Below are 13,068 nucleotides of genomic sequence, written 5' to 3' on the forward strand. Positions count from 1 at the left end.
CTTTGTACATTCCATATTTGTACAAAAATACACTACCACGTTTTCCGCAGTCCTTTCGGATAATGATTTTTCATGACTCCACCAGCCAGTTTTCCCCAGCCGGTACTAAATCCAGCCGCCGTGATCAGGTACCAGCCCTTTTCACCATCATAAGAAAATGTTCCACCGTTTAAGTAACTGCGGATCATATCTCCATCCGAAGCTAAATCTGCAGCATAACGAACCTGTTCTTTTTTCAGTGCCAGAGCAAGTGCATGGGATGGCTCCAGACGATTCTTCTTTAACGTTCCAAGATGTAGTCCCGGACGTAAGACTTTAAGACCTTTTACAGACGGCATACCCTTCGGTGCAAGGTAAAGCTGATCTCCAAACTTCAGATATGTACCATTTTTCTCCAGTCCGGCTAATGTCTGCGGATCTAATGTATCTTTCGCAAAATCCAAAAATTCTACAATTCCCTTTCCCTGTACTTTCAGATCTTTTGCCGCGATTCCTTTTTCTTCACCATTCCGGCAATATCCCTGTCTTAGCGTTCCTTCTTTTTTAAGCACAGCCAGATAATGTCCTTCTCCATTTAAATGCTGTGGCCAGAGCCGGATCGTCTGTGCGATCTCCAGGAGTACCTGTCCTTTCTCTTCTTCAAAATAAGCCCACTCCGGTACTCCTGCCGACATGCCTTCTGCCTTTTTTACTTCCACGATATGAAACTCCGGGTGCCGCAACAAAAAGCGTGTCATGCTTCCTTCATTTTCTGCCGGTGCAAAAGTACATGTTGAATACACGATTCTGCCACCCGGTGCAAGCATGGATGCCGCACAGTCTAAAATGCCATCCTGCCTTTCGGCACAGATTTTAACATTTTCTGTACTCCATTCTTCACACGCCGCCTCATTTTTACGGAACATTCCTTCCCCGGAACACGGTGCATCCACCAGAATCCTTGTAAAATACTCCTCAAACACCTCTGCTAAACGCTGCGGTGTTTCATTTGTCACCATCGCATTTGCAATGCCCATCCGCTCCACATTTTCGGACAAAATCTTTGCCCGTGCCGGATGGATCTCGTTACAGATGAGAAGACCCTGCTCGTTCCACTGACCGGATATATACATTTCATTCATTCTTGCCGCGATCTGTGTACTCTTTCCACCCGGTGCTGCGCAAAGATCTAAGATCCGCTCCTGACAGGATGCAGCCTCTTTGTGCGCTATATCATGAAGCTCCGCTTCATGATCGCTATCTACACTCGCTCCGCTCGGCAGTCTTTTTATATCATAATCCCCCATCAGATAAGATACCGGAGCCATGGCACTCGGCTCCTGGATATAATACACACCAGCCTCATGAAGCGGATACTTTCCAGGGGTATCATCCTTTTCATAGTAAAATCCGTCTTTCGCCCATGCTACGGGCTGTAATTGAAACGGCACCTTGTCTTTCATCTGCGCAATATCTCCCTTGATGCTGTTTAACCGCAGTGCCTGATATTTTTCTTTCTCATAACTTTCTAAAAATGCTGGATATTCCTCTCCAAGCATCGATTCCATTCTGTTTAAAAACGCTTGTGGAAGCATTTTAAATCCTCCCTGCTTCTTCTTCCGATTCTTTCTGCTATAATTTTAATTCTTCCATTCGTTCAGCTCTGCTTAATTATCCAATAGCCACTTTTACTTGAGCCCTCATATTCAATTAAGCCATTATCTTTCAATTTATTTATCGAACGCTTAACCGTGCTTAATGAAACCTTCATCTGACTTGCCATTTCGTCCCGTGTCACATGCCCATCCTGGCGAATCAAATTCAAAAGTCCTTCTTCCAAAACACCAAGTCTTTGGGGGTCATTTTGAGGTTCATTTTGGGGTTCATTTTGAGGTTCATTTTGAGGTTCATTTTTTCTCTGATATACCCTACCAATCACATCATTCACCCTCTGGTAAATTTTCTCGTTAATTTCTGTATCAGTCTCCTTTTTTCGATATAAATTTACCCTAAAATCGCCATCAAAATCAATCAGCTCCGGTTTAGGCAAACCATACTCCTCGCAGGCTTCAAATAACCTCGGTATTCCGGTTCCCCATTTTTCAATGATTTTCATGTATGCAAAAGCTCTTGCGATTGCAGGATTTCTCGGTTTTGAGTAACCTTCCATCATTTTTGCAATCGTAACATTGTTCAGAAGCATACCTGGAGAAGTAATCTCCAGCCTGTTATCATACAATGCTACCTGTATGTTTCCCGGTTCCAGGTAACTACGATGTGCAACAGCATTTGCAATCAACTCTCTGATACTGTCTGTAGGCAGCTCATACACATCCTGTCTATACATTCCTTTTATCGTCATACCCATATTGATTTTTTCAAGTACATACTGGTATGCAGCTTCCATCTGTTCCTGAATGGAACCTTCAAATTCTCTTCGATCCACAAAATGGGCTCTATTGATTCCCTTGAATACACCACATTGAATAACTGGCTGCTGAAACATCCGTCCGGTCAGAAGTGCATACGCATTCGTCGGATATACATTTCCGCCTTCTTCCTTCAGAACCCCCCATGAAATCAGCACATTTTTGGTAACATCCTTAATCTTTGCCTTTTCGCTGTCCTGCCATGTATTTCGTATAGCAGTCTCTTTCATGCTCTTACAAAGTTCCTCAATCTCACCGTCAGTTATTTTCATATTCTGGCATATTTCACTGTCAAAATAGCGATTCTTCCCCTCCAGAATCAGTTCTTTTAACATATAATCTTCCACATGTCTGGTCGTGCCTGCCACACGCACATAAGTACCCTCAAACATGCCCTGTGATTTGATATAATACGGACGCTCTGCACCCGGAAGTATCTCCAACACAATCACTGTCTTATCCCTGACGGCCTGCATAGCAACATCTGGTCTGATAGCCGGCTCACAGGAATCAGAAATTGCATTGGTAATGGCATCCATGGTCTTATAAATATTATCTACATCCATTCCAACAACATCTAAAGACTTATCATCTATTCCAAAAACAATCCTGCCACCTCTGCCATTGGCAAAAGCTACCACTGTTTTCATGTATTTTTCGCTTTTTTCTGGTACAGTAATCTTGTACTCAACATTCTTTGATTCGCCGGAAAACAACGTATCTTCTGCCATATTGCTACCTCCTGATCTGAAATCAAATTGGTTTCTTTGTAAAGTTTCTGCAAATTTGTAATAATGCATGCTTCAAGTTTTGTTTCTGTAAAAGATATATCCGGCGTCAGCCCCAAAAATTCAACGACAACCGGATTTTTTATAAACTCCAGTTTATCCTGCTGATAAGTCAGAGTTTTTTCTTTCATTTCATGCTCTACGGGTTCTTTGTCTTTAGACTGTAATAAACGGTAATAATACTGTGTATCTATATTTCTCTGTAACGTGCGCACACTCCAGGTCTGTTCATATGCTTCTTTCTCATACCATTTACGTGCAGCTTCGTCATGCACCTGTAATAAAATTCTATAATGTTCTGTACATCATTCAGGATATTATCTGTTTTTTGAAAATTATTCATAATATCATTATGATCCATTTTTGTCACAACATTCATCCGTCATTTCTCCTCTGATAAAAAGGATCTGGTATATATGCCCAGATCCTTTCAAATTTAATTCCAATTTTCTCAGTCACAGATCGGTATCCGGTATTTTACCTTGCGGAAAATCTTCCACACAATAATTATCGGCATAGCCAATACCAGATAAGCCGTGGACAAAAGTCCTGCGGCACCACCAACGATCATCATAACCCAAATAAGAATCTGCATTTTTTCTACCTCTCATAAAATAATATTTTTGTTTTTATTTCATGAGAGAAAAAATGCCATTCTTTTTTCCATCCGCCCTTCTCACAAACTGCACTAAAAGCAGTCCCCGTGGAATGATCTCATCCGCCCTGCGGTACCAGATACTCCAGAACTGCAGGATCAGTGCCGGCAGTATGACAAGAAGTATCCTTACCGTGACCCCCGCCATTCTGCGCCAGTTTATAGAAGCAAATTCTTTTGCTCTCCCGCTTTCTAATGTCTCAGAGCGTCCTCTGGCAGTCTCTAACAATGCATCATGTGTTTTTACGATACGCTCGCCGGAAAGCATTGTCTGACCGGATGTTTTCTCATAAGATATCAGCTGAAAGACATCCGACTGGCTGCCCACGCAGGTCGTAAGCAGGATCATCCATGCGAAAAATAACGGCAATATTCTTTTATAACAGGTTTGTAAATTTACCAATTTCCTTCGCTTTTTTGTATATCTCATCACAGTTCATCTCCAGATAGACTTCTAACCCTGCTACTTCCTTATCGGAAAATCCATGATTCTTTGTAATTTTTCCCGGCGGAACCATGCCTTCTGCAATATCACTTCCACGTTCAAATCTCACAGACACTCTTTTTTTCCCATCGATCTTTAAAAATCCGGACTGTGTAAAGTTTACTTCTTCCTTTTTATTCATGAGAATCTCCATTCCTGCGCATATCAAGCTGATGCATAAGCACAAATCTTACCTGTGAAAAATGTTATTTTTCACACTGATCCGCTTTTCTGACTGCTTCTGCTACCTCAGCAGAAATATGCTCTGCCATATGTACCTTCTTCTCCGGCTCACGTTTTGCATGATATGTCTCTAACATTTCCCCGCGTTTGCGTGCGATCTCTTTTTCCAGCTCTCTTGCGGAGATCAGCACACATCCGGCTCCCCGGATGATGATCTGCTCTAAACCATCCGAAGTCGCAACCGTCACACGGTATTTTCTGCCATTTTCATGTGCGAATTTCTCGATATACTGATCGGCAGTCTCTGCCTCTCTCGTATAAACCACATGAATATTGTGGTAATCAAACATTTCTGTCTTATGCCCCTGCACACGGTATGCGTCAAACACCACGATCAGCTCACATCCGCGCATACCCTGATAATCACACATAATATCGAGAAGTTTTCCACGCGCCCCGTCTACATTATCACGGGCAAGTTCATTTAACTCATCCCATGCAAAAATGACATTGTAGCCATCCACAAGCAGATATTCTTTTTCCGACAGCGGCGGCGTATAAGTTCTTGTCACCAGCGGTACATTTGCACTGCTCCCTCCTGACCTTTTCCAGACATTGCGCCCCGGAGCAGATTTTTCCCGTTTATTAGCATTGTATGTCTGATTTAAGATTCTGTCAATCTCATCCGTGCCAATCCATTCTTCTTCCCTGCTCTGCTGCTGCATGTAAACCTGCTTTGGCTGCCATTCCTCTGTTTCTTTTGCCGGCTTTAGCACACTTTCCAAATGCATATAATCCATAACCTGATCCCATGGGACAACAAATCCTGCTCCATGGGCACAGAATACGGAACCTGTCGGATTTGCCAGATCGCGCTCTGAATCATAACCAAGCGCCTCGACAACCTCCTCTGTATTATGGCATGGCAGATAACCGTGCAGCGTACAGGTAAGGCTTCCATGTCCCTTGGTATATGCCATAACATCTTTTGCATAATCACGTATCGATGCAACCGGAACGATTCCTGTGAGTACTGCCATCTCCCCGTTCCGGTCCGGAGCATCAAATTTACCTGACATTCCTTCGATATCATTCATGGCACGTCCAATACATTCATTCGGTAGTTCAAGCCTGAAATCATACCATGGCTCTAACAGAACGGACTGTGCCTGTTTTAATCCCTGCCTTAAGGCACGGTAAGTAGCCTGTCTGAAATCGCCGCCCTCTGTATGTTTTAAATGTGCACGTCCGGCAACCAACGTGACCTTCATATCTGTAACCGGTGAGCCTGTCAGCACACCGACATGTTCTTTTTCCTCTAAATGGGTAAGCACCAGTCTCTGCCAGTTTCTTGCCAGCATATCCTCACTGACATCCGCTGCAAAGGTAAGACCGCTGCTGTTTTCTCCCGGCTCTAGCAAAAGATGTACCTCCGCATAATGACGCAGTGGTTCAAAATGTCCCACTCCCTCCACGGTATCTGCGATCGTCTCACGGTAAAGGATCTTTCCTGTGCCAAATTCCACCTCCACACCAAAACGCTCAAAGATCAGTGCTTTTAAAATCTCGATCTGCACTTCCCCCATGATCTGTATCTTGATCTCCTGCAGTTGTTCATTCCACACAATGTGAAGTTCCGGCTCTTCTTCCTCCAACATTGCAAGTTTCGGCATCATTGCCTGTGGCTGCACACCATCCGGCAGGATCAGTTCGTAGGTCAGCACCGGCTCTAAAATCGGCAGTTCCGACTCCGTCTGGATTCCTAATCCCTCACCCGGATAGGTATAGGATAATCCGGTCACGGCACAGATGGTTCCCGCTTCCACCTCATCTTTTGTCTCATATTTTTCACCGGAATAGATACGGATCTGGTTTACCTTTTCCTCCCAGATATCCTCCGGCTTATTCTGTTTATGTCCTGTCAGCAGATTTCTAGCCTTGAGCACACCGCCTGTAACTTTTAAGTGTGTGAGACGGCTGCCCTGCGCATCGCGTGTGATCTTAAATACGGTTGCACCAAACTTTTCCTGATACTCCGGCATTTTCGTATATTCAGAAAGTGCAAAAAGCAGCTCCTCGATCCCTTCCATTTTCAGTGCAGAACCGAAGAAACATGGAAATAACTCCCTTTTCTGTATCATTTCACGGACAGATTCATCTTCGATACTGCCGCCTTCTAAATATGTTTCTAAGACTTTTTCATTGCAGACAGCCACGTTCTCATAAAAATCCTCATCCAGATATGTTCCATCTGTATTTTTTGAAAAATCCACACAGGCACTGCCCAATGTATCTTTGATCTGTGCCAATAATTTGTCGTGGTCTGTTCCCTGCTGATCCATCTTATTGACAAAGATAAACGTCGGGATATTATAACGTGCCAGAAGACGCCAAAGTGTCCTCGTATGTCCCTGCACACCGTCCGCACCGCTTATGATCAGCACAGCATAGTCAAGCACCTGCAAGGTACGCTCCATTTCCGCAGAAAAATCCACATGTCCCGGTGTATCTAACAGTATAAATTCGCATCCTCCATACGAAAAAACTGCCTGTTTGGAAAAAATCGTGATTCCACGGTTTCTTTCCATTTCATTTGTATCTAAAAATGCATCTTTATTATCCACACGTCCGGCTTTGCGGATGCTGCCGCTTTTATATAATAACGCCTCTGATAATGTCGTCTTTCCGGCGTCAACATGTGCTAACATTGCAATATTTATATGAGTCTGTGTCATAAAAATCTCCACTCCTGCTTTCTTTCACCTGCACTCATGATAACACAAAATTTGCATTAATGCCTTGCTTTTTTCTCTTCTCCCAGTATTGTTTTATGACACAAAAATAATTCAACGGATATCTCCCCCTCAAAGCCTTCCTCCACTGCTTCTAACTGGCATACCCTGTTTTTGTATCCCATCGGTCCGATCTGCGTGTCCGGACGCATCGCGAAAAATAATGCCAAAGAATGATGCTTTGGTGCGCATTTCAGATATTCCGTTGTGTAAAACTGCATCTGATAATCCCTGTCGCACTCATATTCGATCATGGGCAGGACACAGCCTTTGGGACATATCTGCGGCAGAAGTTCCATAAAGTCGTGCTTCATCTGTGCAATCTGTTCTTTGCTGAAATGTTCCAGATAGTGTTTATCTTCAAAACGTGTCTCTGCCTCTTTCCAGACATCATGGAAACGGATGCCATGAATATAAACACTGCTTTCTGCCTCTCCGGTCAGATGGAGCACTTTGGGTTTTGTATATTCCCCCGTCTTTAAGCGGAATCTTTTTTGTACCAGAACAGATCGGTGCTGTTCTGACAGCGTAACCGTAACATCCTCATTTCCCATATTCCAGAATGCTTCTTCGGACAATTCCTGCCCGTCTTTTCCCGTCAGTTCATAGCAGGTGATAAACAGCCTGTCAAGCTCCACCTGTTCTAACTCCCCTAACTCCGCTCCCTGTCCAAGCATATATAAAAACTGTATCTGTTCCTCTATATTATATCTCTCGCCAAGACAGGTGCCTGTTGCTGAAGCGGCCTCAAAACAGCAGCCACCGCTTACAATTTTTTCGATCCACACCTGGTCTGCTTCTTCCAGATTCTGCTTTAACTCTGCCCGGTTTGTCTTCGCTTCTTTGTATGTTCTGTTTCTGTGTTCATATTCCTGTTCCGACATGGCTGAAATTTCCCACAGATAAAATGTATCCTCTTTTTTTGCAATCATGGGAAGCACTGTATAATGTTCTCCCTCGCCATATGACAGATTCAGTATTTTTTGTTTCGTTACAGTTGGAAAAAGGGTTCTTAAATTTTGTGTATTCATAATATCTCCGTTCCTCCTAAATATGAAAAATATCGATCAGAAATACCATCGCCAATCCATAATAAGTGATCACTGCAACCAGATCATTCACCGTCGTGATCAGCGGACCGGATGCAACTGCCGGATCAATATGGATCTTGTGGAAGAACATCGGGATGATCGTACCTACAAAACCAGAGATTACCATCGCAACGACCAGAGAAATCCCAACGCACCCGGAAATCAGGAATGCTGACATCCAGGCATATTTTTTGAACAGGTGGATGTAAATGCCAAGAAATACAAGTGCCATGACGCCAAGGCTCGCTCCGTTTAAAAAGCCGATCTTCATTTCTTTTCCGAGAAGAGCCAGTTTTTTTCTGGTATCTAAATCCTCATCCACAAGTACACGGATCGTTACTGCAAGCGACTGCGTACCAACATTTCCTGCCATATCAAGCACCAGCGACTGAAAGCAGATCACGATCGGCAGAACTGCAACCACAGATTCAAATATTCCGACAACAGAGGACACTGTCATCCCAAGGAACAACAGTATGATCAGCCACGGCAGTCTCTTTTTCATACTCACGATCGTCGGTTCCTTTAAATCCTCCTCGGAGGTCAGACCTGCAAGTTTTGCATAGTCATCTCCCATCGCATCATCTACTAACTCCACGATATCTGTTGCAGTCAGAATACCGGCTATCTTTCCATCCTGTGTCAGTACCGGGATGGAATCCTCCTCATAATCTGCGATCTTTTCCACACATTCACTGATATTTTCATGTTCATACACATATGGATAAGAGCTGCTTATGATCTCCTGCAGAGGTGTATTTTCTCTCGCGATGATCAGATCTTTCAGATCGATCGCTCCGGCAAATTTTTCCTCTGTATCAGTAACATAAATCGTTGAAATATTATCATGTTCCCCCGCCTGGCGGACCAGTTCGCTCATCGCTTCCCGGATGGACAGCTCCTCTGAAATACAGACAAAGTTGTTCGTCATGCAGCTTCCAATCTCATCCTCCTCATAGGAGAGCAGTTTCTGCACATCTTTCTGTGCGTCCGCATCCAGATGGCTCACGATCTCATTTTTCTTTGACTCGGACAAATCATCTAACACGTCAAGTGCATCATCTGCATCCATGTAGGAAATTACTTTTGCTGCCTGATCTAAAGACAGTTCCTCCAAGTACATTTCCGCATCATCAAAATAGGAAAATATCTCTGCGATCCTTTCAGAGCCGAGCACACGGTAGAGATGCTTCCGCTCAGTCTCCGTCAGAAATGTGATTGCCTCCGCGATATCTTTCTCATGATAATCTGACAGCAGATTCCGTAATTTCTGCTCATCTTTTGTAACACGGATGATCTTTATCAGTTCTTTTACATAGTCTTTTTTCGGGATTAATACTTTTCTCATTGTGACCTCCTTTTCGCCTGAAATGGGCATAAAAATACATCGCTTCATTGTGATTGCAAGGATCCTCTGATGCGATGTATAAAAAGGTGCTCAACAATATAGAATATGGCGGTCAGACTTTCACAGACAGCCACATTCTTTTTTTACATCTTCGTACATCGCATATTTTACTTCGTCCTACGCTATCGCAACTGTCCATGAAAATTCACCTCCATTAAAATTTGAATTTGGATATATCTAAAAATGACGTGGTCATTGTAGCAGAAATGGATGAGAAACGCAACCCCTGTTCTTTATAGATATTTCCCCGTAACACTCTCCTCATTCGCTGCAATCTGCTCCGGTGTCCCGCAGGCGACCACTCTGCCGCCCTCCTCTCCGCCGCCGGGGCCCATATCAATGATATAATCTGCATTTCGGATCACATCCAGATCATGTTCAATGACGAGCACAGTCGCCCCGTTATCGACCAGCGCCTGAAATACGCCAAGTAACGTCTGTACATCCAACGGATGCAGTCCGATGGTCGGCTCATCAAACACAAAGACAGAATCCGACTGTCCTTTTCCCATTTCACTGGCAAGTTTCAGTCTCTGTGCCTCGCCGCCGGAAAGACTCGGTGTTTCCTCCCCCAGCGTCAGATATCCAAGTCCTAAATTTTTCAGGACACCAAGCCTCTGGTGCACCAGTTTCAGATCCTTGACTGCCTGCAGCGCCGTATTGACATCCATCTCCATCAGTTCCGGCAGGGAATACCTGTTTCCCTGTTTATTTTCATAGCTGATCTGCCATGCCTCTTTCGCGTACCGGGAACCGCCACATTCCGGGCATGGGATGTCCACATCCGGTAAAAACTGTACATCCAGACTGATCTGCCCGGTTCCATCGCAGACCGGGCAGCGCAGCTTTCCAGTATTGTAGGAAAAATCCCCCGCTTTGTATTTCCGGTCTTTCGCATCCGCTGTTTTTGCATAGATTTTGCGGAGTTCATCATGTATGTTTGCATAAGTTGCCACCGTTGAACGGACATTGATACCGATCGGTGAGGCATCGATCAGTTTCACATGGGCAATCCCTTCCGCCGAAATACTCTTCACATGTTTCGGCAGATGTTCCCCGCAAAAAGAGGCTTCCAGTCCCGGAATCAGACTCTCTAAAACCATCGTGGTCTTCCCCGAACCGGAAACACCGGTCACCACGGTAAGTCTGCCCTTTGGAATATCCACTTCCAATGGCTTTACCGTGTGAATGTTATCCGTGGATAAATGCAGTTTTCCAAGTGCAAAAACTTCCTCTTTCCCTGCCTGTGTGCGGACATGCATATCTGCCGTTTTCGCCAGAAAAGGACCGATCATGGATTTTTTATTGGAAATAATCTGCGGAATGCTGCCCTCCGCGATCACATATCCTCCTCCCACACCGGCTTCGGGTCCCATCTCGATCAGCCAGTCCGCCTCCGATAATATCTGCGTATCGTGGTCTACCAGAAGAACGGAATTGCCGTCCGCGACCAGATCATGCATCACGGCATTAAGCCCTTTGATATTCGACGGGTGCAGACCGATCGAAGGCTCATCTAACACAAACAAAACGCCTGTCGTGCGGTTTCGTACCGCTCTGGCAAGCTGCATCCGCTGCCTCTCTCCGGTCGACAATGTTGAGGCCGTCCGGTCAAGCGACAGATAAGAAAGTCCCAGATCCATCAGCCTTTTCGCAACGGCCTGAAACGATTCACAGATGGATTCTGCCATGGGACGCATTTCTTCCGGCAGGGAATCCGGCACTCCTGCCACCCAGTCCACCAGTTCTTTTAAGGTCATTTTGCAGGCTTCATCCAGACTTATCCCACGGAGCCTTGGTGCTCTCGCAGCTTCAGAAAGCCTGCTGCCGCCACATTCCGGACAGATATCTTCCTTTAAAAATTTTTCCACGCGCTTCATGCCCTTCTCATCTTTTACTTTTGCAAGCGCATTTTCCACGGTGTAAACGGCATTATAATAGGTAAAATCCAGTTCACCCGCCTGGTTGGATTTTTTTGCCTTATAAAAAATATGTTTTTTCTCAGCCGGGCCGTGATAGACGATCTCTTTCTCCTCGTCTGTCAGTTCCCGGAATGGGACATCCGTGCGCACGCCCATCTCACGGCAGACATCTGTCATCAGTGACCACATCAGACTGTTCCACGGTGCGACCGCTCCCTCATCAATGCTGATCGAATCGTCCGGCACCAGCGAATCAAAATCCACTGTCAGCACACTTCCCGTACCGCCGCATCTTTGGCACGCCCCCTGTGAATTAAAGGCAAGTTCTTCCGCACTCGGTGCATGTACTTTTTCCCCGCACACCGGACATAAGATTTCCTGCTCTGCTGCTACTTTTAACGTAGGCTCTATGTAATGTCCATTCGGACAGCGGTGGGATGCCAGTCTCGAATACATCAGCCTTAAGCTGTTCAAAAGTTCAGTTCCGGTTCCAAACGTACTGCGGATCCCCGGTATTCCCGGACGCTGATGGAGTGCTAAAGCTGCCGGGACATATAACACCTCGTCCACCTGTGCTTTCGCCGCTCCTGTCATACGCCTTCTTGTATAAGTAGAAAGTGACTCCAGATATCGTCTGGAACCCTCTGCATACAAAACACCAAGTGCCAGCGAAGATTTGCCCGAACCGGACACACCTGCGACCCCCACGATCTGATGCAGGGGGACATCCACATTTACATTTTTCAGGTTGTGGACTCTCGCCCCTTTTACCCTGATATATTTTGGTTCATTATGGTTGGTTTCCATGATGGTACTCCTTATTTATTCGTCTTATCCTGCTCACAGAACAAAGAGTCGCTTGCGACTCTTTCGCGCCCGAGCGGTGCTGTTTACAGCAAACTCTTCTCCGCGAAGAGCGCATCCCGCCCGTAGGGCTTTTTGAGTCATAGGACGTAATTTCCTATGAAGATTCGGGTGTCAAAAGGTGGATTTTAATTTAGTGGCTGGCAAATTGCACAAAGCAGAGACTGTTTTTGTGACTTGGAGAGAAAATTAGAAAATCTTAGTTTGCCTGTCGATGCGCAGTGTTTTGCTGCCATGGACGGCAGCAAAAGTCTTAATGTCCCATGGACGTCATCGTGCCATAACTGGCGCGAGTTTAAGACGTACACGTCACTTTGAGAGAATTTAACACAGGCAGACTTAGATTTTCTTATTTTCGGACAACGGAACAAAACAGCCCCGGCTTTGTACAATTTGACAATCAAAAATTTGGAAGCCACCTTTTGACACCCGAATCCTATGAATCAAAAAACTTTCCTGACACAGTATAACAT

The 13,068-nt window shown here is 44.9% G+C and carries 10 protein-coding genes; all 10 read right to left on the minus strand.

Annotation, left to right across the window (positions count from 1 at the left end; translation table 11 throughout):
• Positions 1-32: 32 nt before the first annotated feature.
• Positions 33-1,574 (minus strand): RsmF rRNA methyltransferase first C-terminal domain-containing protein, encoded by a 1,542-nt coding sequence (locus DXA60_RS00325; protein WP_117918563.1) that lies wholly within the window; start codon positions 1,572-1,574, stop codon positions 33-35.
• Between the two features lie 62 nt (positions 1,575-1,636).
• The gene (locus DXA60_RS00330) at positions 1,637-3,139 is read right to left on the minus strand and encodes an ATP-binding protein (protein WP_117918565.1); all 1,503 of its coding nucleotides are present in this window, start codon (positions 3,137-3,139) and stop codon (positions 1,637-1,639) included.
• A complete protein-coding gene (locus DXA60_RS00335; RefSeq protein WP_330414588.1) occupies positions 3,055-3,483 on the minus strand; it encodes a DUF1016 N-terminal domain-containing protein in 429 nt (142 codons plus the stop codon). The genes DXA60_RS00330 and DXA60_RS00335 overlap by 85 nt, the downstream gene beginning before the upstream one ends.
• 164 nt (positions 3,484-3,647) lie before the next feature.
• On the minus strand, positions 3,648-3,791 hold the full coding sequence (locus DXA60_RS18795; RefSeq protein WP_199536167.1) for a hypothetical protein: 144 nt from the start codon (positions 3,789-3,791) through the stop codon (positions 3,648-3,650).
• Positions 3,792-3,825: 34 nt separating this feature from the next.
• Positions 3,826-4,281: a hypothetical protein gene (locus DXA60_RS00340; protein ID WP_243006707.1), complete on the minus strand. Its 456-nt coding sequence runs from the start codon at positions 4,279-4,281 to the stop codon at positions 3,826-3,828.
• Positions 4,229-4,477, minus strand: a complete 249-nt coding sequence (locus tag DXA60_RS00345; RefSeq protein WP_117918567.1) for a hypothetical protein — start codon at positions 4,475-4,477, stop codon at positions 4,229-4,231. The genes DXA60_RS00340 and DXA60_RS00345 overlap by 53 nt, the downstream gene beginning before the upstream one ends.
• A gap of 64 nt (positions 4,478-4,541) precedes the next feature.
• Entirely contained in the window at positions 4,542-7,253 is a 2,712-nt protein-coding gene (locus DXA60_RS00350) for a translation factor GTPase family protein (protein WP_117918569.1), read from the minus strand.
• Positions 7,254-7,309: 56 nt separating this feature from the next.
• A complete protein-coding gene (locus DXA60_RS00355; protein ID WP_117918571.1) occupies positions 7,310-8,341 on the minus strand; it encodes a hypothetical protein in 1,032 nt (343 codons plus the stop codon).
• A 16-nt stretch (positions 8,342-8,357) separates the two neighbouring features.
• Entirely contained in the window at positions 8,358-9,779 is a 1,422-nt protein-coding gene (gene mgtE / locus DXA60_RS00360) for a magnesium transporter (protein ID WP_117918573.1), read from the minus strand.
• Between the two features lie 263 nt (positions 9,780-10,042).
• Complete coding sequence (locus DXA60_RS00365) at positions 10,043-12,538, minus strand: excinuclease ABC subunit UvrA (protein WP_117918575.1); 2,496 nt, start codon at positions 12,536-12,538, stop codon at positions 10,043-10,045.
• Between the last annotated feature and the right edge of the window lie 530 nt (positions 12,539-13,068).

This window comes from Roseburia sp. OF03-24 (assembly GCF_003463035.1).
Lineage (GTDB): Bacteria > Bacillota > Clostridia > Lachnospirales > Lachnospiraceae > Roseburia > Roseburia rectibacter.